Raw genomic sequence first — 18,919 nt, 5'->3', positions numbered from 1 at the left:
GGGGGCGGCGTCGAGAAGCCGTCGTCAGGCGGACGAGTCGTCGGGCGCTTCCACCTCGTCGAGTTCCTCGACGTCGTCGAGCGTGTCACCGAGGAGGTCGGTCGTGGCGTCGCCGCTGTCCGCGCCGAAAGCGCAGTCGATGAGGATGTGCCCCCCGAGCGTCGTGGGCGAGATGACTTGGTCCGCGCCGGCTCGGCGGAGTTTGTTGATGTTTTCTCGTTGGGTCACCGCCGCGACGATCCGCACGTCGGGGTTGAGCTGTCTGGCAGTGAGGATCGCGAGGGCGTCGCGCGCGTCGTTTTCGGTCGCGACGACGACCGCGCGGGCGCCCTCGAGGTTGACTCGTTCGAGCGGCTCGACGTCGCTCGGGTCCGCGGTGAACACCGGAACGTCGCGCTCGGCGAGGCGTCTCGCGGCGGTCTCGTCGGTGGTTACGACGGCGTACTCGGTGCCGTCGCGGGCGTCGAGTTCTTCGAGAATCGGTTCCGTCAGGTCCCCGTAACCGAGCACGAGGACGTGGTCGTCGAGGAGGTCTATCTGTCTGTCAGTCATTTTTCCGAGCGCCTTGGAGAGCTGCGCCTCGATGGCCGGGGTGAGAATGACCCCGAGCGCCACCGCGAACGCGGCGACGTTCATCACGAGCGAGGAGAGCACGAACAGCTGGGCGATATCGGCGGCCGCGCCGGTTTTCGGAGTCACGTCGCCGTAGCCGACCGTCGAGGCGGTGACGACGGTGAAGTAGAACGCGTCGACGATGGTCTCAACCCCGTTGAACTGGTCGCGGAGCGCGTACGTGCCGACCGTACCGTACGAGATGGCCGTCACGAGCGCTGCGCCCGCCGCGAGCTGGGTCGGCGACGGCGAGAAGTGCCTGTCGAACCGCCGCCGATTGTAGACTAACGCGGGCACCGACAGAACGGACAGGGCCACCAGCGGGAACGATAGCACCGACGCCTGCATCAGCCCCTGAATCGCGGTCAGGGGCAGCAGGACCGCCGTGGAGTACCAGCCGACCCGGTACCCGTTTTTCAGGGCGAAGCTGCTCCCGAGCATCGCGAAGCCGGTTATCGTCCCGGTAAACCCGACCGTCTGGCGGACGACCTCGGGGACGGACGATGCCAGCGGCCCGTCGACACTGAGCCCCCCGATCTGCGCGAGTCCGGCGAGGATCGACAGGATCGCAACCGCGAACGTCAGGGCGATCGACGCCCGGACGGTCACCCAATCGCGGGTCAGCTCCATGGAAACTCGTCGCCGACGGCGGACTTAAACCCCGCGAGGGAGGCTGACCGCGTCTCCGAGGAGGCACGGCAGCCGAACAGCGACGCTGCTCGCGCCGACACACGTTTAACGACCCCGCCGGTTGAGGGGCGTATGTCACTGCCGGTCGAGATCGTCTTTGGTATCTACCTCGGGGTCATCACCGGGATCGTCCCCGCGCTGGTGGCCGGGACCCTCGGATTCGTGTTCAAGTACGTCACCGACGTGACGATCCCCGGGCTCGGGGTCGTCGTGTTGTCGCTCGCGATCGCCGGCGTCAACGGCGGACTGCTCGCGCTCAACGACGAAACGATCCGGTCGTCGGAGCGCGCGCCGGCGATCCTCACGGCGATCGTCGTGGTGTTGATGCTCTCGATGTACGCCCACGCGCAGGGGGATCGACTCGGCGCCAGCGTCCCGAAGCGGATCTCGCTCAAACAGCTCCGCGACCGGACGCTGTCGACGGACGTGATCGAACTGGTCGGCGGTCGGGGGCGGGTCTCCGTGGAGGTGACCGGTGAAGTGAGCGACATGGAGGGGTACCCGCCGCTCCCGGCCGAGACGCGACGGGCCATCCTTGACGGCGACTGGGCGTTCCCTGCCCATCTCCCGCTCGCGGAGTTGGAAGAGCGGTTCGCACAGCGGTTACAGACCGAGCTCAATTTGGCCGACGTAGCGGTTCGGATCGATGAGCAGGCGAACGCGACAGTGGCCGCCGCGCCGCCGACCGGGGCGCTTTCGAAGCGGGTGCCCGCCGGGAAGCGCGCGGTGTCGGTGTCGGCGCTCGTGCCGACCGGCGTCGCTCGCGGTGACGTGGTCCGTGTCGTCGCGCCGGGTCTCGACATCGAGGCCGGGGTCCTCGCCGCCCGGTCGAGCGGGAAGCCGGAACCGGGCGTCGGCACGGCCCCGACTTCCGTATCCGCCGCCGGCAACGATGCGAGCCCGGACGACGACGTTCGGACCGATGGAGGCGAAGAAACGGTGGCCTCGCCCCCGGCGGCGACCGCACCTACGACGACCGGCGGCGAGGGGCAGGTGACGGTCGCCGTCGACCGCTCCGAGGCGACAGCGCTGCTGCGCGCCGGTCGAGGACGCGTGATGGTGCTGTCACGGGGCACCCGCCGCGAGTACGAGCTCACCTCGCTACTGCGCCGAACCGGCAAGCGGTTCCGGAAGGTCTCGGTCGTCGCCGGCGGGCCGTTGGACGGGCACACAATCGGCGAGCTGGAAGTCCGAAAAGCGTACGACGTGGCGGTCCTCGCTGCGCGTCACGACTCGTGGACGATAGCACCGAGCGGGTCCCAGTCGCTGTCGGCGGGCGACGAGCTGTTCGTCGTCGGGAGCCGCGACGCGATAGACCGGTTCGCGGAGGTGGCTACGTGACCCTCGCGCTCGCCGCGGCTGCCGGGTCGGAGGCCGCCGCCGTGGGTGCAGATGTCACACGTATCGCTCCTCTGGCTGCCGTCGTCGACGTCGGCTTTGCCCGACCGCGACAGGCGGCGGTCACGCTCGTCACGTTCGCCGTTCTCGCCGTTCTCATCGCAGGGAGCGCGGCGCTGGCCTACCGGTGGTACTTCCGCGCGGAGATCCCCGAAGGCGTGACCGGCCTGCTCGGCGTCGCCGTCGTCGCGCTGTACCTCAACACGACCTCGCTGGGATCGGTCGCGGTCGGCGACAGCCCGGGACTGCTGGCGCCCGAGAGCGTGTTCTTCAACGTGGTCGCACTCGGCGTCGCGGCGGTGCTGGCGCCCGTCGGTCGGTACGCGGGCGACCGGCTCGCGGTCGACGTGTTCGCGCTCACGGGGGCCAAACAGCTCGAAGGCGAGCTGAGCGGCATCGTGCGCGCGGTTGGTCGATTCACCGCGGTGACGCTTCCCGAGGCCGACGAGATCGGCGACATGGACACGTACGACCCCGTCTCGCCGGAGAAGAAGGCGGAGCTCTCCGAGAAGACCTTACTCTTCCCGCGCAAGCTCTCGGCGGCGGACCTCCGCGAGCGGCTCGTCGCTCGGCTCAAAGACGAGTACGGTGTCGGCTACGTCGACGTCGACCTCGCCGCAGACGGGGCGGTGGAGTACTTCGCGGTCGGTTCCCGCGCCGCCGGACTCGGCCCGACGCTCGCGCCCGGATCCGCGGCGATCGCGGTGGTCGCGGATCCGCCGAACAACGCTACCGCCGGCGACACGGTCCAGCTCTGGCGAGACGACCCGGAGCCGAAACGCATCGCGACCGGCGAGCTACGCGGGGTCGCCGACGACGCCGTCACCGTCGCGGTCGACGAGTCGGACGCCGAACGGCTGTCCGACGAGGAAGGGTACCGGATCGTGACCCTCCCCGCGGAGCCGCAGGCGGACCGCGAGTTCGCCTCGCTGCTGCGGACCGCGGACGAGACGATGGCGTCCGTGACCGTCGGGGCAGGCAGCGACCTCGACGGGAGCACCGTCGGCGATGTCGACACCGTCGTCGCCGCGGTCCGGCCGGCCGAGGGATCCGTTCAGCCGATCCCACCGGGTGCGTACGCGTTCGGCGCCGGCGACCTCGTGTATCTCGTCGGACGCCCTGACGCGATCCGCCGGTTCGAGGCGGCCGCCGAGGGGGAACCGGGATCGAAGCCCGCCGACGGGGCGCAACGCTCTTGAGTCGCCCGCGCGGGGATCCGCGTATGGAGTGGAAGTTGTTCGCCGACCTCGCCGAGATCGCCGGCGGACGCGAGATCGACGTGGCGGTTGAGCCCGGTGACACGGTCGGCGACGCACTCGACGCGCTGTTGAAGGGGCGGCCTGACCTCCGCGACCGAGTGCTCGACGACGGCGAGGTCGCCGATCACATCAACGTCCTCCGGAACGGTCGTAACGTCCACCACGACGGCGGGACGGACGCGATCCTCGAAGCGGGCGACGAACTGGCGCTGTTCCCTCCCGTGAGCGGAGGCGCTGTCGGGCGGTCGGGCGGTCGGTAGCCGGGTCGAGAGATGGGTCGAGAGATGAGTCAATAGATCGGTCGTTTCAAACAGTCGCGCGCCGCACCTCTCGGTATGAGCGACAGCGACGACGACGAGCCGGAAGACGCCGACGGCGACCCGCAGCGCGAGGAGTTCCACGAGGACCCGGTCGGGCACACCCGAGCGACCGCCGGCATGACCGTCGGGGAGCTGGTCGACGGCTACGGCGACGCGGGGATCGGCGCGGCGTCGGTCAACGAGGCGGGCGACGTGCTGGCGGAGATGTTCGCGAACGACGACTGCACCGTGTTCCTCTCGCTGGCCGGCGCGATGGTGCCCGCCGGGATGCGCCGGATCGTCTCCGATCTCATCCGGGACGGCTACGTCGACGCCCTAGTGACGACGGGCGCGAACCTCACGCACGACGCGATCGAGGCCATCGGGGGGAAACACCACCACGGGCGGACCCACGACCCCGAGAAGAGCCTCCGCGAGCACGACGAGGGGCTCCGCGACGAGGGCGTCGACCGCATCTATAACGTCTATCTCCCGCAGGAGCATTTCGCCGACTTCGAGGGCCACCTGCGCGAGGAGGTGTTCCCGGCGCTCGAGGCCGACCCGGACGGAGGGGGAGGCGGAGACGGACACGGCGCCGTCGGCATCGCGGACCTCACCCGCGAACTCGGGCGCGCCAACGCCGCGGTCAACGAGCGCGACGACGTGGCCGAGGACCCCGGCGTCGCCGCCGCGGCCTACGAGTGCGACGTGCCCGTCTACTGTCCCGCCGTGCAGGACTCCGTACTCGGCTTACAGGCGTGGATGTACGCGCAAACCGCCGACTTCACGCTCGACGCCTTAGACGACATGACGGCGCTAACCGACCTCGCGTTCGACGCCGACGACGCCGGCTGCCTGCTCGTCGGTGGCGGCGTCCCGAAGAACTTCACGCTCCAGACGATGCTCGTCACCCCGCGCGCCTACGACTACGCGGTCCAGATCACGATGGACCCCGAGGCGACGGGCGGACTCTCCGGCGCCACCCTCGAAGAAGCCAGATCGTGGGGGAAACTGGAGAAAGACGCGCGCAACGCCTCCGTCTACGGCGACGCGACCGTCATGCTGCCGATGCTGATCGCGGCCGCGAGAGAGCGCGTGGAGTAGCGTTGGGAGTGGTCGATGTCTGTTTATAAGTAGAGGTGCGGTGGCGCGTGCCGACGAGCGGCCGCGAGTTGCACGCGCGAGGGAGTCGCTGGCGCTTTGGAGGTACTCACCGCCGATCCGCTGCCAGCGATCGCTTATAAGCGATAGTCACTCCGTCACCGACGCCACGCGGGCACGAACGAGCCGAAATCACGCGGCGCCGAGTTGTAATTACATATAATTAGCCTTTTCACCCCGGATCGAGTGCCCAGAAGTAATGAGCGATTACACCACTATCTCGCTGCGCAAGGAGTTCGTCGCCGACGTCGAGGAGTACATCGACGACGAGCCGTTCGGCTCGGTCAAGGAGTTCGTGAAACACGTCGTCGTTCAGGAGATGGAGTCGGGAGACGAGATCAGCGAGGCGGAAGCTCGCCGGATCGGCCAGAAGCTCCGGGACTTGGGATACATGGAATGACTCGAACCGTCGAAATTCCCGCCGTTGACTTGCCTAAGCAGCTCTCGCGGGCGGACCTGATTCTCGCGTGTATGCCGCTTTTGTTCGCGGCTGGCTACGCCTTCGGGGCGGCGGCGTTTGACGCGTGGCCAGCCGCCGTCGCAGTCGCCGCGATCGCCGGCTGCTTGCCGATGGTTGACGGCCTGTTCTGGAACCCACCGCAGGTCGGGTGAGCGAGATCGGTCAGGAGTGAAACCAACACCGATTCACACCCCTCGTCTGCGGTCGACGCCCTCCAGATCGAGAAGTGCCCCCGGCACACCAGCTAGCGAAGCGCGAAGCAAAAGCGCCGAAAGAGAGAGCGCGGTCGTCAGTTATCGCCGGATTTCGACTGCCACGCGTAGTCGCGGCGGGACGCCGAGTCGCCGAAGCCGCACGAGGCGCAGCGCTCCTTCTTGACGTGGTAGGATTTCTCGCCGCAGCGGCGGCACTTCACGTGAACCGTCTTGTTCTTTTTCCCTTGAGAGGGCGTTCCGGAGCCGGTCATGCTTTGATGGTGACGACGTTATCGCCGCGTATAATCGTTGTGTCTTCGATTGCGACCGCGAACTCGCCGTCGAGGTCGTCGTCGACGCGGTCGTCGACGTCGGACTCGGGCTCGATGACGATGTTCATGTGTTGGTCGTAGCCGGCGAGGATGCCGTAGTACGTCGTTCCGTCCTTCAGGTGTACCGTCACCGGCTCCTCGAGCGACGCTTCGAGCACGTCGAGGGGTCGTCCACTCATTGTCCGTACCGCCGCCCGTCGCACTAATAAAAATACCGGGACACCGAGGGGCCTGCCGGCGCTGGCTCCGAGACGTGTCCGCACGAGTCACGCCGCGGACCGTCTCGGAGACGCTCGAACCCGGGTGTTTTTAATGCGGGCGCGAGTACGCCGAAACACCACACTCCCGCGGGACACGGTGAGCCGACGTCGGCTCGGCCGTAGCGGGGCCTCAACGACGCGCGGACCAACGCAGCGCTGACGGCTCCTTGCGGGGTTTCAGTGATGGACGCCGACGACGGCGTTCGAACCTATAAACCATGGAAATCGAAATTGCGACACTCGGCGGTTACGAAGAGGTCGGTCGACAGATGACGGCAGTCCGAGCGGGCGAGGACATCGTCATCTTCGACATGGGCCTGAACCTCAGTAAGGTCCTCATCCACGACAACGTGGAGACCGAAAGCATGCACAGCCTCGACCTGATCGATATGGGCGCGATCCCGGACGACCGCGTCATGAGCGAGCTGGAGGGCGACGTCCAGGCGATCGTCCCCACCCACGGCCACCTCGACCACATCGCGGGCATCCCGAAGCTCGCCCACCGGTACGACGCCCCGGTCGTCGGCTCCCCGTACACGATCGAGCTGGTCAAACAGCAGATCGAAGACGAAGGGAAGTTCCAGGTCGACAACGACCTCGTGAAGATGAAGGCGGGCGGCACGATGGCCATCGGCGACTCCGAGCAGGTCGAGATGGAGTTCGTCAACGTCACCCACTCGATCATCGACGCGATCAACCCGGTCCTCCACACGCCTGAGGGCGCCGTCGTCTACGGCCTCGACAAGCGCCTGGACCACACGCCCGTCATCGGCGACCCGATCGACATGGACCGGTTCCGCGAAATCGGCCGACAGGACGAGGGCGTCCTTTGTTACATCGAGGACTGCACGAACGCCGGCCGGAAGGGCCGGACGCCCTCGGAGTCGTACGCGAAAAAGCACGTCGAGGACACGTTCACCTCGATGGAGGACTACTCGGGCGGGATCGTCGCCACGACGTTCTCCTCCCACATCGCCCGCGTGAAGACCCTCGTCGAGTACGCCCGTGAGATCGGCCGCCAGCCGGTCCTGCTCGGCCGCTCGATGGAGAAGTACTCGGGCACCGCGGAACGACTCGACTTCGTCGACTTCCAGGGCGACGTCGGCATGTATGGCCACCGGAAGTCCGTTGACCGTGCGTTCAAGCGCATCATGAAGGAAGGGAAAGGCAACTTCCTCCCCATCGTGACTGGCCACCAAGGCGAGCCGCGCGCGATGTTGACCCGCATGGGTCGCGGCGAGACCCCGTACGAACTGGACGACGGCGACAAGGTCGTCTTCAGCGCGAGCGTCATCCCGGAGCCGACCAACCGTGGGCAGCGGTACCAGAGCGAACAGCTCCTCCGCATGCAGGGCGCCCGCATCTACGACGACATCCACGTTTCCGGCCACCTCCGCGAGGAGGGGCACTACGAGATGCTCGACGCGCTCCAGCCCCAGCACGTCATCCCCGGTCACCAGTCGCTGGAGGGCTTCTCGCCGTACGTGCAGCTCGCGAAGTCGCAGGGGTACAAGCTCGGACGTGATATCCACGTCACGCAGAACGGGAACATCCACCAGCTCGTCGAATGACGAGCGAGACGAAGGAGGCGCGGGTGCTGGAGACCATCCGCGAGCGGCGTGACCTCGTCAACGCCGCTATCGACGAGGAGCTGCCGGTACAGCACCCGGAGCGGCTCTACGAGGCGACGCGGTACATCCTCGAAGCGGGCGGCAAGCGGCTCCGCCCGACCGTGACGACGCTGGCCGCGGAGGCGGTGACCGGCACCGACCCGCTGAGCGCCGACTTCCGCGAATTCGCGGCCCTCGACGGCAACACCGTCGACGTGATGCGCGCCGCGGTCGCCATCGAGGTGATCCAGTCGTTCACGCTGATCCACGACGACATCATGGACGAGGACGACCTCCGGCGGGGCGTCCCGGCGGTCCACGAGAAGTACGACACCTCGACGGCCATCCTCGCCGGTGATACCCTCTACTCGAAGGCGTTTGAGTTCATGACGGAGACGGGATCGGACCCCGCCAACGGGCTGGAAGCGATGCGGATGCTCGCGTCCACCTGCACGGAGATCTGCGAGGGGCAGGCGCTCGATGTCGCCTTCGAGTCGCGCGACGACATTCTCCCGGAAGAGTACTTAGAGATGGTCGGGCTGAAGACCGCAGTGCTCTACGGCGCCTCGGCAGCGACCCCCGCCATCCTGCTCGGTGCAGACGAGGAGGCCGTCGACGCCCTCTACCAGTACGGGATCGACTCGGGCCGGGCGTTCCAGATTCAAGACGACGTGCTCGATCTGACGGTCCCCTCCGAGGACCTGGGCAAGCAGCGCGGCTCCGACCTCGTCGAAGGGAAGGAGACGCTGATCACCCTCCACGCCCGCCAGCAGGGCGTTGACGTGGACGAGCTGGTCGACGCTGACAGCCCCGACGAGGTGACTGAGGAGGCTATCGACGACGCGGTGGCGGCCCTCGAAGACGCCGGCTCGATCGCGTACGCTCGCGAGACGGCCGAAGACCTCACGGAGCGGTCGAAAGAGCACCTCGAGATCTTCCCCGAGAGCGGCTCTCGCGAGCTGTTGGCGGACCTCGCTGACTACCTGATCGTCCGGGGCTACTAAACCGAAACGAACACCGCTTTACTCCCGGAACCGGTCTGTCCAACCGTGTCCAGGTATCGAGACATCGTCCTGTTCCTCGCGCTCGCCCTGCTTTGGGGCGGTTCCTTCGTCGCCATCGAGGTCGGCCTCGACTACTACCCGCCGGTGCTGTACGCCGCCTATCGGTTCGATATCGCCGCCTTGGTACTCGTCTCGCACGTTCTCTTGACGGAAGCCGGGCCGCTCCCGCGGACCCGCGGCGACGCGGCCGCGATCGGGTTTAGCGGCGGGCTCTCCGTCGCCGCCAACAACTCCCTGCTGTTCGTCGGCCAGCAGTACACGACGAGCGGGATCGCCTCGATCACCTACAGCCTCGTTCCGATCGCAACTGCCGCAGTCGCGGCCGCCTGGATCGGTGGCTCCGATCTCGACGCGCGCGGTGGGATCGGCGTCGTGTTAGCGTTCATCGGCGTCGGGCTCGTCGCTCAGCCGGACCCCGCGAACCTCGCCGGAGGCGTCACGATCGGCGTCGGACTCATCTCGATCGGGGTGCTCGCCGTCGCGGTCGGCAGCGTCGGGCTCCGTACCGTGGAGACGACCTTCTCCAGCGTCGCGCTCACCGCGTGGGCGATGTTGTTCGGCGCGCTGCTGATCCACGGATTCAGCCTCGGGCTCGGCGAGCCGCAGCGGCTCCCGTCGACCGCGCTCCCGGCGGTCGGCGCGCTGCTGTTCCTCGGCGTGCTGGCCTCGGCAGTCGCGTACGTCATCTACTTCACGCTCCTCGACCGACTCGGGCCCTTCGAGATCAACCTCGTCTCGTACGCCGTCCCCGTCGTCGCGACGGTGACAGGCGCGGTCCTGCTCGCCGAACCCGTGACGGCACTGACGATCGCCGGCTTCGCCGTCATCGTCGTGGGCTTTGGCCTGCTTAAGCGGCGCGCGATCGCCGACGAGGTGCCGCGGCTCCGCTCGCTAGTCGGTGGGTTGTTCTAAATCGTTGTGGAGCCTCTAGTCTTCAGGTAGGCCTTGTTTAGACGCGATTCAGATTATCATCTTCAATCGTTATTTAGACACTGAGATCGGTCGAGGAGCACTCACGGGCTGATTCTGTTCACTCATCATAACCGCTCACCAACACTTTCAGAAGCGTCTAAACAAGGCTCAGAGAATGTATTCAGCAAACACGTTGCCTATATATCCGTATATACGCGGGGGTCAAGCGGACGATAAGCATCTTTAGGCGCGGGAGGAGGTCAATACATCCAGAGGGTGAGACTGAGTTTGCGAGATTTGCGCCCTGTGCGCAGCACTCACCGCATTAGGAGAGATCAGCTCTCACAGGCTCTGCACTCAAGAATATCCCGACTGAACTTCTGTGCAGCATTCACGCTGTTCTGATAGTAGAGACTCTTGACTCCCTTCTTCCAGGCCTCTATGTAGAGTTGATTGATCTCTTTGACGCTCACTTCACTTGGGTCGATTGAGACGTTCACGCTCTGTGCTTGGTCTATGTGTTTCTGTCTCTGTGCTGCCTGGTTGATGATCGCCATCTGTGGTATCTCGGCGAAGGTCTTGAACACCTCTTTCTCTTCGTCCGTCAGACACTCGAGATGTTGAACACTCCCGTCCTTACTCGCGATGCTGTCCCAGACCTCGCGCTCGTCTTTGCCCCTCTCCGCCAGTGTCGCTTGGAGGAATCTGTTTTTTTGTGTCGACTTCAGCTTCGCGCCGTCCCGCACGAAGTAGTTCGATTTCAGCGGCTCTATGCTCGGACTGACCTGACCCAGAATGACGCTGCTCGATTTCGTCGGAGCCACGCTCATCGTCGTCGTGTTCCGCCTGCCGTAGCCCTCAAGTACCTCCGGCTCCCCGAACTCATCGGCAAGCGCTTCACTCGCCTCGTAGCTCCGCTCTCTGATGGTCCGGAATATCTCCTCGTTCTTCTCCATCGCCTCCATACTGTCGAAGGGGATCATGTTGCTCTGGAGATAGCTGTGCCAACCGAGGACGCCGATCCCTATCGCTCTGTGTCTCTTCGCAAACCGCACAGCCCGCTCCATGAACTTTACACCCTCCGTGCTCTGGATGAACTCCTCCATCACCGCATCCAGAAACCGCGTCAGTGTCTCCACCGCATCGGTGTCTTTCCAGTCGTCGTAGTGGAGAGCATTCATACTTGAGAGACAGCAGACGAAGCTCTCGTCCGCCGTGGCTGGCAGCGCTATCTCGGTACACAAGTTGGACGCGTTTATTTGGTAGTCCTTGTCCTTGTAGACCTGCGGCTTCCCCTCGTTCATGTTCCCCCGGAAGATGAGATACGGGACGCCAATATTGATCCGGGTCTCGATGATCTCCGCCCACGTCTCCCGTTTCTCTTCATCGCCGTCGATCATCGCCTGGAACCAGTCATCACCGATGATGACGCCGTAGTAGATGTCCTGTACCGGGTCCCCTTCGGTTTTGATGTTAAGCCATTCTTCCAGGTCGTCGTGTTCGACGTCGATATAGCCGGCGAACTGCCCTCTCCGGGTTTCACCCTGGCTGATGACGTTGATGATCGTGTCGAACAGCTCCGTGAAACTGTAACTCCCGTTGCTCTTGCCGTTGTTCGTTATCGGACTGCCTCGCGGCCGCAGGTCACCGAAGTACCCGCTCGTGCCTCCACCCTGTTTGGTCATTTCACCCACTTCGGCTTGGGTGTAGAGAATACTCTCTATGTTATCCTCCATGTAGCTGCCGAAGCAACTGATCGGAAGGCCTCTTTCTAGTCCGAAGTTGGACCACACTGGGCTGGCGAGACTATAGAAGCCTCGGCTCATGTACTCGTAGAACTTGTCCGCGAAGCCCTCGTCATCTAGGATCTCTTCGGCGCGATCCGCTATCTGTCTGACTCTCTCTTCCGCGTCGACGCCCTCAACCAGATATCCCTCTCTAAGAAACTCCCTACTGTCCTCGTTCAGCCAGTAGAACGGTTCCTCGTGCTGTTCCGCAACTCTGTCTAGTGCTGTTTGTGCCATCGTTAGAACATGTCCTCGGCGGTAACGCTCTGCGTGTGTTTGTTGTACGTGGTCGACCGCTTGCTGAAGAAGTCGTTATCCTTCGTCATCATGATGTCCTCGTCAAACCAGCGCGTCTCCTCGAGCAGGTCGTCATCCGTCTCGAATATCGGTTCCACGCCGACGTTTTCCAGACTCTGATTGAACCGGTCTCGCAGAAACGCGTCGACATACGCCCTGGGAAGGAAATCCAGCTCGCCGTCACCGAATATCCAATCCAGTATCTTCATTTCTGCCTCGTAAGCCTGCTGACAGGCCTCCTGGACGTCTTCTTCAAAGTCATCATCGAAGAGATCCGGGTTCTCCTCTCTGATCGTCTCCACCAGCTCGACCCCGAACAGACCGTGAATCTGCTCTTCTTTGCTGGTTGCTTCGACGGCGTTCGCTATCCCCTTGAACTTCTTTTCGTGCTTGTCGAAGCTCGTCATTATTAGGAACTGGCTGAACAGCGATACGTGCTCGACGAACGTACTGAACAGCAGGATGCTCATCACGTACTCCCCTTCGTCGTCACTCTCGCTCTTCTCCAGATATTCATCGAGATATTCGATCCGCTCTTTGATCGCTGGCTCCTCAGTCACCTGCTCGAAATCGTCCGTGATTCCCAAGACGTCGAGTAGGTGACTGTAGGCGTCCATGTGCCGCACCTCACTCTCCGCAAAGGTCATACCCACGTTCCCGACCTCGGCTTTGGGCATCTCCTCGTAGATATTCGACCAAAACGTCTTCACCTGTACCTCGATCTGCGCGATAGCCAACATCGCCCGCTTGATAACGGTCTGCTCAGTGGGGGTTGTGTTGACCTTGAAGTCCTGGACATCCCCGTCGAAATTGAACTCCGTGTGTACCCAGTAGCTGTTCCGTATCGCCTCAACGTAGTCGAGAAAGTCGCTGTACTCGTAGGGCTTCAGCTGTTTTCTCTCCGAGAAGATGTCCGTCTCCGTCTCTGCGGCTGTACTCGTGTTCGTGTTTGTGTTTTCGCGTTCACTCATCGCTGGTCACCTCAAACGTAACCGCTTGCGTTGGGCTGACTCTGTCACTATCCGGCATCGGTCCGGTGTGTCCGATCGCAGTTGTGTCGCATAATAAGTCTTTCCAACCTAAATAGTATTATCCCAACTGAGGTTGATAGAACGATCCATGTCCGTGATGAATGCCGGAGTCACCTGGCTGAATCAACCAGAGGGTTGCTCCCAACACGTTGAGAAAAGTTATCGGTGGAATAACGCGGTTCCCGTGCTAACGACATCCTCTGCATTCAGCAGCCCGTTTCTGACAGGTCCCACGTAAATGACAACCCGACGTGATACAGCGTTCGTCTGAACTGACCGAGACCGGATCTACGTCTGTCACCTACTGAGCGTCCCGACGGATCCGCCTATCTGTTCGCCGCCGGGCTCAACCCTCCAGCGACTCGATGTCGTCGAGGATCTCGACCGCGTGGTCTTCGGGGGAGACGCCCTCGTAGGCGAGCGCGATCGTCCCCTCCGAGTCGAGCACGTACGTGTTCCGGAACACGCCGTCGAAGGTGTTCCCGAACATCTGCTTTTCGCCGTACGAGTCGTACGCGCTCGCGACCTCGCCGTCGGGGTCCGAGAGCAGCGTGAACGGAAGGTCGTACGCCTCGGCGAACGGTTCGAGGTCGTCGACTGGGTCGTCGCTGATCCCGACGACCGCGACGTCGGCGCCCTCGAAGGCGTCCCACTCGTCGCGGAACCCGCAGGCCTCCGTCGTACACCCCGGCGTGTCGGCGCGCGGGTAGAAGTAGACGACCGTGTAGCGCGCCGCGGCGGGGTCGACGGTGACGGCGTCACCGTGCTGGTCGGACAGCGTGATCGCGGGTGCGGAATCGCCCGGTTTGAGCATACGTCCCGTGGTTACGCCCCGGTATTAGGCGGTTCGGTCCGGTTGCTTTTTATTTGCTACAGTCTTTTGAACGGTATCGATGGAGTGGCAACCGACGCCGTACACCGCCCCGCTGCTCGTGGCGGCGCTCGCGTCGTTCTCCTTCGCCTCGTACGCCGTGTGGAACCGGAGGCCCGGAGAGATGCCGCTCGTTGGGAGTTTCGTGGGCGTCACGGTTGCCAGCGGACTCTGGTCGCTGGCGTACGCGGCGCAGCTGTCGGCGACGACGCTTGAGTCGACCCTGCTGTGGAACCGTCTCGTCTGGGTCGGAATCGCGGCGCTCGCCGTCGCCTGGCCCGTGTTCGTGTTCGCGTACGTCGGCTGGTCGGCGTGGCTCCGACCGCGTCGTATCGCCCTGCTGTGTCTCGTTCCCGTAACCGCCGCCGGCGGCGTCCTCCTCGTCGGCGCCGACCCGCTTTTTTACACCTCCCCGTCGCTGGACGGCTCGAACGGATTCCTCGTCATGGAGTACCTGCCGACGCCGGCGCTCCTCGGATTCATGGCGTACAGCTACGCCGTGAATCTGTGTACCTTCGGCGTGCTCGGGTACGTCGCGATCGCCCGCGACGGCGTGTTTCGCCGGCAGGCCGCGCTGCTGCTCGCCGCGGGCGTCGCGCCGATGGCCGCCGGAATCGCCGGGCTCGTGGGGGCGCTCGGCCCGGTGTTCGTCGACTTCACGCCGGTCGCGTTCGCGGTCACCTCCGGCCTGCTCGGCTGGGTCGTGTTCCGTCACCGACTCCTCGACCTCTCGCCGATCGCCCGCGACGCGGTGTTCGCGAACCTCTCTGACGGCGTCGTGGTCGTTGACACCGCCGGTCGCGTCGTCGATCTGAACCGACCGGCTCGCCGCCTGTTCCCGTCCGCGGCGGTCGGCTGCGGCGTCGAGGAGGCGTTCGAGCGCGCGCCGGCCGTGGCAGACCTCCTGGCGTCGACCGAAGACGGCGGCAGGGGTCGCTCCGCCCGCAGTCTCGGGCCGAATCCGGACGCCGACATCAGGGTGACCGTCGACGCGGGCTCCGACCCGCGCTTCCTGACCGTCGCCGCCCACCCGATCGCCGCGACGGGAGGGGGGTTCGGCTCCGGCCCCGGCCCTCAATCGGGTTCCAGCCCTCGGACTGAGTCCACGTCCGGCGGAACGGTCCTCCTGTTCCGCGACGTCACCGAACGTGAGACGCTCCAGCGCCGCTACCGCGCGCTCATCGAGAAGTCGCCGAACGTCATCGCCGTCTGCGGGACCGACGGCCTGCTTCGGTACGTGAGCCCCTCGGTAGAGCGGCTGCTCGGACACTCGCCAGCGGAGATCGAGGGACGACCGGTGATCGATCTGGTCCATCCCGACGACCGCCGGGAGGCCCAGCGCGCGTTCGAGCGGGCCTTCGAGACCGACAACTCTCAGTCGCTCACTCATCGGATCGACCACGCGGACGGGAACTGGCGCCATTTCGAGACGACCATCGAGCGCCTGTTCGGGGACACCGAAGAAGTGGTGATAACCGCCACCGACGTGACTGAGAGCCGTCGGTACGAACAGCGGCTTCAGGTCCTCAACCGGGTCCTCCGACACGACCTCAAGAACGACACGAACGTTATCGGCGGGTACGCCGACCTCCTGCGCGACCACGTCGACGGCGGGGGCGACGAGTATCTCGACGTCATCGACCGGAAGGTGGAGACGCTGACACACCTCAGCGACCAGGCCCGCGAGATCGACATCGCGCTCCACAGCGACGCCGCGCGCGCGGAGATCGACCTGTCGGAACTCCTCACGCGGCTCTGCGAGTCGCTCGAGTCCGCGTTCCCGGAGGCGACGGTGACCGTGTCGACGCCGGACGCGGCGGTGGTGTGCGCCGACGAGCTCCTCGAGTCCGCTGTTCGAAACGTGTTGGAGAACGCGGTCGTCCACAACGACGGGGACCAGCCGATCGTCGAGGCGGCCGTCGATCCCGACGGCGAAGGGTATCGAATCGCCGTCGCGGACAACGGTCCCGGGATCCCGCCGGTCGAGCGCAGCGTGTTCTCGGAGGCACGGGAGACGGCGCTCGAACACGCGAGCGGGCTTGGCCTCTGGCTCGTCCACTGGATCGTCACCGAGTCCGGCGGCGAACTGGAGATCCACACCCGGGAACCGACCGGGACCCTGATCACAATCTGGCTTCCGACGCCCGACACCGAGACTTCGGACGCTCGGGGGGCGGCGACCCCGGCGACGAACGCCGATCGCGATCTCCTGTCCTGACGCGGGAGGCTTCGCGAGCCCTGACGCGGGAGGCTTCGCGAACTCCCTCCGCAACCTCTTTGCGGTCGGTCGCCGAACTCCGAGCCATGAGCCACGGATCCCTAGACGACGACGCGGTCGAGAGCTACCGGGAGGCCGGCGCGGTGTTGGTCGAGGCCATGAACGAGGCCCGCGAGATGGTCGAGCCGGGGCGGACCCACCTCGAGGTCGCCGAGTGGACGGAGGACTTCATCCGGGAGCAGGGTGCGGGACTCGCCTTCCCCGTCAACATCAGCGTCGACCCCGAGGCCTCTCACGCCACCCCCGGTCCCGACGACGACACCGAGTTCGGCGAGGAGATGGTGTGTCTCGACGTCGGGGTCCACGTCGACGGCCACATCGCTGACGCCGCGGTCACGGTCGATCACACGGGGACGCCCGAGCTGGTCGAGGCCGCCGAGATGGCGCTCGAAGCCGCGGTCGACGAGGCGGGGCCGGGCGTTGAGGTCGGCGTCGTCGGCGAGGCGATCGAGGACGTGATCCGCGGCTACGGCTACACGCCCGTCCTGAACCTCTCCGGGCACGGCGTCGAGCGCTACGACGCACACACGGGACCGACGGTCCCGAACCGGGGCGTCGACCGGTCGGTCGAGCTGGAGCCCGGACAGGCGGTCGCCATCGAACCGTTCGCTACCGACGGCCGCGGGAAGGTCGGTGAGGGGACCGACGAGGAGATCTTCGAGCGACAGGGGTCGGGGAGCGTCCGCGACCGCCGTGCGCGACAGGCCCTCGAAGAGATCGAGGCGTTCGACGACCTCCCGTTCGCGGCGCGGTGGCTCGAGGGCGACCGCACCGAGATGGCCCTCCGCCGGCTGAAACAGGCGAACGCGGTGAAGGGGTACCCCGTCCTGAAGGAGTCCGACGACGCCCTCGTGAGTCAGGCAGAACACACCCTGCTGATCACCGAGGACGGCGTCGAGGTCACGACCGCCGGCATCCACGACTTCGACGACTGATGGACCGGATCTACGCCCCGTGGCGGATCGAGTGGGTCGAGCGCGACGCGGACCCGATCGACGGCTGTCCGTTCTGCGTTCTGCCGGAGCGCGAGGACGCCCGCGAGGCCCAAATCGTCGCTCGCAGCGAACGTAACTACGTCCTGTTGAACAACGCCCCGTACAACCCGGGCCACGCGATGATTGTCCCCCGCGAACACCGCGAGGACCCGACCGACCTCGACGACGCGACCCTGCTCGACCACGCGAAGCTGAAGGCGGCGACGCTGGCGGCGATGCGCCGCGACGTGGAGCCCGACGGGGTCAACACCGGACAGAACCTCGGCGCCTCGGCGGCCGGCGGCTCGATCGACCACCTCCACACCCACGTGGTCCCGCGGTGGGACGGCGACACGAACTTCATGCCGGTGACGGGAGGCACGAAGGTGATCGTAGAGGCGATCGACCGCACCTACGGCCACCTCCACGCGGGGTTCGCCGCGGGCGACGACGTGGTCGATCCAGGCGACGCCGACGCCGGCGACGCGGTCGAACTCGACTTCGGGCTCGCGATAGGCGACGCCGACTGAAACCGGGGCTCCCGGTTCTATTCTTTTCCGGTCTCGTCCGAACCGGGAGTCTGGTCGGCGCTCGCGGACTCGGAGCGCTCGGCGATCGCGATCCGGAGTCCGTCGCTGGCGGCTTCGACGTCGCCCTCGAACCCCGCGTCTCGGACGCTCCGTGCCATCTCGCGCTCGCGGCCGCCGGTGTGTGGGTACAGGTGCGAAAGCAGGAGCGTGTCGATATCGACGCCCGCGAGCGACTCGCCGAGCTTCGTGGGGTTCGGGTGGTTCGAGACGTCGGTTCCGTCCGGGAACGAGCAGTCGTGGACCAGCAGGTCGCTCCCGTCCGCGAACGACGCCATGCCAGCGAACGCCTCCGTGTCCCCCGAGAGCGTGAGCGGCCCGTCCGCGGGAGCGACGTCCGCGCTCGGCGGCGAGAACCGATAGGCGAACCCGTCCATCGAGTGGCGCGTCTCGCGGGCGGTCACGTCGAACCCGGCCGCCGCGAAGGGCCGCGTCGCCGACACCTCCCGAACCGCCAGATCGATCCGGCCGTCGAGGTACTCGTGGACGTCGAGCAGTCCGTCGACGAGGGATTTGGTCCCCGCGGGGCCGACAACCTCCAAGTGTTCCTCGCCGGCGAGCCACCGGGCCTTTATCAGGGGTAACAGCGCAGCGACGTGGTCGAGGTGGTGATGCGTCAAGAGGATGGTCGAGACCCCCTCGTAGCCGGTTTCGGTGCCGGCGAGTCGCTGGAGGACGCCGCTGCCGCAGTCGACGAGCAGGGAGCGGTCGCCGTCGTCGAGGAGGTACCCCGCTTGCACGCGGTCCGGGACCGGCATCGCGCTGCCGGAGCCGAGGACGGTAAGTTCCATGCTTGTGTGTCCGTCTGTCGAACCACCTAAGTCGGTCGGAGGACCTGCTCTC

19 protein-coding genes are annotated in these 18,919 nt (G+C 65.5%); 12 read left to right on the top strand and 7 right to left on the bottom strand.

Features of this window, described 5'->3' with window-relative positions; genetic code table 11:
* Window positions 1-24: 24 nt before the first annotated feature.
* On the bottom strand, window positions 25-1,242 hold the full coding sequence (locus ACNS88_RS10650) for an NAD-binding protein (protein WP_435097018.1): 1,218 nt from the start codon (window positions 1,240-1,242) through the stop codon (window positions 25-27).
* A 132-nt stretch (window positions 1,243-1,374) separates the two neighbouring features.
* Between ACNS88_RS10650 and ACNS88_RS10645 the strand changes: the two genes are divergently transcribed.
* The 6 genes from ACNS88_RS10645 (at window position 1,375) to ACNS88_RS10620 (ending at window position 6,031) form a co-directional block, all read left to right on the top strand.
* Entirely contained in the window at window positions 1,375-2,643 is a 1,269-nt protein-coding gene (locus tag ACNS88_RS10645) for a potassium channel family protein (protein WP_435097015.1), read from the top strand.
* A gap of 41 nt (window positions 2,644-2,684) precedes the next feature.
* Complete coding sequence (locus ACNS88_RS10640) at window positions 2,685-3,899, top strand: DUF8167 domain-containing protein (RefSeq protein ID WP_435097088.1); 1,215 nt, start codon at window positions 2,685-2,687, stop codon at window positions 3,897-3,899.
* A gap of 23 nt (window positions 3,900-3,922) precedes the next feature.
* Window positions 3,923-4,219 carry a ubiquitin-like small modifier protein 1 gene (locus ACNS88_RS10635; protein WP_435097012.1) on the top strand — a complete coding sequence of 99 codons (297 nt, stop codon included), beginning with the start codon at window positions 3,923-3,925 and terminating at the stop codon, window positions 4,217-4,219.
* A 75-nt stretch (window positions 4,220-4,294) separates the two neighbouring features.
* On the top strand, window positions 4,295-5,362 hold the full coding sequence (locus ACNS88_RS10630; RefSeq protein ID WP_435097009.1) for a deoxyhypusine synthase: 1,068 nt from the start codon (window positions 4,295-4,297) through the stop codon (window positions 5,360-5,362).
* A gap of 256 nt (window positions 5,363-5,618) precedes the next feature.
* Complete coding sequence (locus ACNS88_RS10625) at window positions 5,619-5,819, top strand: hypothetical protein (protein WP_435097007.1); 201 nt, start codon at window positions 5,619-5,621, stop codon at window positions 5,817-5,819.
* Window positions 5,816-6,031, top strand: coding sequence for a DUF8015 family protein (locus ACNS88_RS10620; RefSeq protein ID WP_435097005.1), 216 nt, complete (start codon window positions 5,816-5,818; stop codon window positions 6,029-6,031). Before ACNS88_RS10625 ends, ACNS88_RS10620 begins: the two co-directional genes overlap by 4 nt.
* A gap of 137 nt (window positions 6,032-6,168) precedes the next feature.
* Here the strand turns inward: ACNS88_RS10620 and ACNS88_RS10615 are convergent, their stop codons facing one another.
* Together ACNS88_RS10615 and ACNS88_RS10610 are read right to left on the bottom strand one after the other, a co-directional pair.
* Entirely contained in the window at window positions 6,169-6,345 is a 177-nt protein-coding gene (locus ACNS88_RS10615; RefSeq protein WP_008006648.1) for a 50S ribosomal protein L37e, read from the bottom strand.
* On the bottom strand, window positions 6,342-6,584 hold the full coding sequence (locus ACNS88_RS10610; protein WP_435097003.1) for an LSM domain-containing protein: 243 nt from the start codon (window positions 6,582-6,584) through the stop codon (window positions 6,342-6,344). The genes ACNS88_RS10615 and ACNS88_RS10610 overlap by 4 nt, the downstream gene beginning before the upstream one ends.
* A gap of 299 nt (window positions 6,585-6,883) precedes the next feature.
* Between ACNS88_RS10610 and ACNS88_RS10605 the strand changes: the two genes are divergently transcribed.
* Genes ACNS88_RS10605 through ACNS88_RS10595 form a run of 3 tightly spaced genes read left to right on the top strand, consistent with a single transcriptional unit; the run spans window position 6,884 to window position 10,251 of the window.
* On the top strand, window positions 6,884-8,236 hold the full coding sequence (locus tag ACNS88_RS10605) for an RNase J family beta-CASP ribonuclease (RefSeq protein ID WP_435097001.1): 1,353 nt from the start codon (window positions 6,884-6,886) through the stop codon (window positions 8,234-8,236).
* The gene (idsA3, locus tag ACNS88_RS10600) at window positions 8,233-9,279 is read left to right on the top strand and encodes a geranylfarnesyl diphosphate synthase (RefSeq protein ID WP_435096999.1); all 1,047 of its coding nucleotides are present in this window, start codon (window positions 8,233-8,235) and stop codon (window positions 9,277-9,279) included. The genes ACNS88_RS10605 and idsA3 overlap by 4 nt, the downstream gene beginning before the upstream one ends.
* 45 nt (window positions 9,280-9,324) lie before the next feature.
* Entirely contained in the window at window positions 9,325-10,251 is a 927-nt protein-coding gene (locus ACNS88_RS10595; RefSeq protein WP_435096997.1) for a DMT family transporter, read from the top strand.
* A gap of 335 nt (window positions 10,252-10,586) precedes the next feature.
* Here the strand turns inward: ACNS88_RS10595 and ACNS88_RS10590 are convergent, their stop codons facing one another.
* The 3 genes from ACNS88_RS10590 to bcp form a co-directional block, all read right to left on the bottom strand.
* A complete protein-coding gene (locus ACNS88_RS10590) occupies window positions 10,587-12,275 on the bottom strand; it encodes a ribonucleoside-diphosphate reductase subunit alpha (protein ID WP_435096995.1) in 1,689 nt (562 codons plus the stop codon).
* A gap of 2 nt (window positions 12,276-12,277) precedes the next feature.
* Window positions 12,278-13,306 (bottom strand): ribonucleotide-diphosphate reductase subunit beta, encoded by a 1,029-nt coding sequence (locus ACNS88_RS10585; RefSeq protein WP_435096993.1) that lies wholly within the window; start codon window positions 13,304-13,306, stop codon window positions 12,278-12,280.
* A gap of 406 nt (window positions 13,307-13,712) precedes the next feature.
* Complete coding sequence (gene bcp, locus ACNS88_RS10580; protein WP_435096991.1) at window positions 13,713-14,180, bottom strand: thioredoxin-dependent thiol peroxidase; 468 nt, start codon at window positions 14,178-14,180, stop codon at window positions 13,713-13,715.
* Window positions 14,181-14,259: 79 nt separating this feature from the next.
* Here bcp and ACNS88_RS10575 point away from each other — a divergent pair, with 79 nt between their 5' ends.
* From ACNS88_RS10575 to ACNS88_RS10565, 3 genes are all read left to right on the top strand, one after another.
* Window positions 14,260-16,455, top strand: a complete 2,196-nt coding sequence (locus tag ACNS88_RS10575; protein ID WP_435096989.1) for a histidine kinase N-terminal 7TM domain-containing protein — start codon at window positions 14,260-14,262, stop codon at window positions 16,453-16,455.
* An 86-nt stretch (window positions 16,456-16,541) separates the two neighbouring features.
* Window positions 16,542-17,450: a type II methionyl aminopeptidase gene (map, locus tag ACNS88_RS10570; protein ID WP_435096987.1), complete on the top strand. Its 909-nt coding sequence runs from the start codon at window positions 16,542-16,544 to the stop codon at window positions 17,448-17,450.
* Window positions 17,450-18,019 carry an HIT family protein gene (locus tag ACNS88_RS10565; protein ID WP_435096985.1) on the top strand — a complete coding sequence of 190 codons (570 nt, stop codon included), beginning with the start codon at window positions 17,450-17,452 and terminating at the stop codon, window positions 18,017-18,019. The genes map and ACNS88_RS10565 overlap by 1 nt, the downstream gene beginning before the upstream one ends.
* Window positions 18,020-18,036: 17 nt before the next feature.
* Here ACNS88_RS10565 and ACNS88_RS10560 read toward each other — a convergent pair whose 3' ends face one another.
* Window positions 18,037-18,867: an MBL fold metallo-hydrolase gene (locus ACNS88_RS10560; RefSeq protein WP_435096983.1), complete on the bottom strand. Its 831-nt coding sequence runs from the start codon at window positions 18,865-18,867 to the stop codon at window positions 18,037-18,039.
* Window positions 18,868-18,919 lie beyond the last annotated feature (52 nt).

The sequence above is a fragment of the Halorubrum shenae genome (assembly GCF_051194165.1).
Classification (GTDB): Archaea; Halobacteriota; Halobacteria; order Halobacteriales; family Haloferacaceae; genus Halorubrum.
Note: the sequence above shows the minus strand (reverse complement) of the source record. Positions and strands in the feature narration are given on the sequence as shown.

Excerpts from the sequence above, each read along its gene's own strand:
- ACNS88_RS10635 (WP_435097012.1), top strand. The coding sequence starts at position 3,923 with ATGGAGTGGAAGTTGTTCGCCGACCTCGCCGAGATCGCCGGCGGACGC.
- ACNS88_RS10625 (WP_435097007.1), top strand. The coding sequence starts at position 5,619 with ATGAGCGATTACACCACTATCTCGCTGCGCAAGGAGTTCGTCGCCGAC.
- ACNS88_RS10575 (WP_435096989.1), top strand. The coding sequence starts at position 14,260 with ATGGAGTGGCAACCGACGCCGTACACCGCCCCGCTGCTCGTGGCGGCG.
- ACNS88_RS10590 (WP_435096995.1), bottom strand. The coding sequence starts at position 12,275 with ATGGCACAAACAGCACTAGACAGAGTTGCGGAACAGCACGAGGAACCG.
- ACNS88_RS10630 (WP_435097009.1), top strand. The coding sequence starts at position 4,295 with ATGAGCGACAGCGACGACGACGAGCCGGAAGACGCCGACGGCGACCCG.
- ACNS88_RS10615 (WP_008006648.1), bottom strand. The coding sequence starts at position 6,345 with ATGACCGGCTCCGGAACGCCCTCTCAAGGGAAAAAGAACAAGACGGTT.
- ACNS88_RS10565 (WP_435096985.1), top strand. The coding sequence starts at position 17,450 with ATGGACCGGATCTACGCCCCGTGGCGGATCGAGTGGGTCGAGCGCGAC.
- ACNS88_RS10650 (WP_435097018.1), bottom strand. The coding sequence starts at position 1,242 with ATGGAGCTGACCCGCGATTGGGTGACCGTCCGGGCGTCGATCGCCCTG.
- ACNS88_RS10610 (WP_435097003.1), bottom strand. The coding sequence starts at position 6,584 with ATGAGTGGACGACCCCTCGACGTGCTCGAAGCGTCGCTCGAGGAGCCG.
- ACNS88_RS10620 (WP_435097005.1), top strand. The coding sequence starts at position 5,816 with ATGACTCGAACCGTCGAAATTCCCGCCGTTGACTTGCCTAAGCAGCTC.
- ACNS88_RS10605 (WP_435097001.1), top strand. The coding sequence starts at position 6,884 with ATGGAAATCGAAATTGCGACACTCGGCGGTTACGAAGAGGTCGGTCGA.
- idsA3 (WP_435096999.1), top strand. The coding sequence starts at position 8,233 with ATGACGAGCGAGACGAAGGAGGCGCGGGTGCTGGAGACCATCCGCGAG.
- ACNS88_RS10585 (WP_435096993.1), bottom strand. The coding sequence starts at position 13,306 with ATGAGTGAACGCGAAAACACAAACACGAACACGAGTACAGCCGCAGAG.
- map (WP_435096987.1), top strand. The coding sequence starts at position 16,542 with ATGAGCCACGGATCCCTAGACGACGACGCGGTCGAGAGCTACCGGGAG.
- ACNS88_RS10645 (WP_435097015.1), top strand. The coding sequence starts at position 1,375 with ATGTCACTGCCGGTCGAGATCGTCTTTGGTATCTACCTCGGGGTCATC.
- bcp (WP_435096991.1), bottom strand. The coding sequence starts at position 14,180 with ATGCTCAAACCGGGCGATTCCGCACCCGCGATCACGCTGTCCGACCAG.
- ACNS88_RS10560 (WP_435096983.1), bottom strand. The coding sequence starts at position 18,867 with ATGGAACTTACCGTCCTCGGCTCCGGCAGCGCGATGCCGGTCCCGGAC.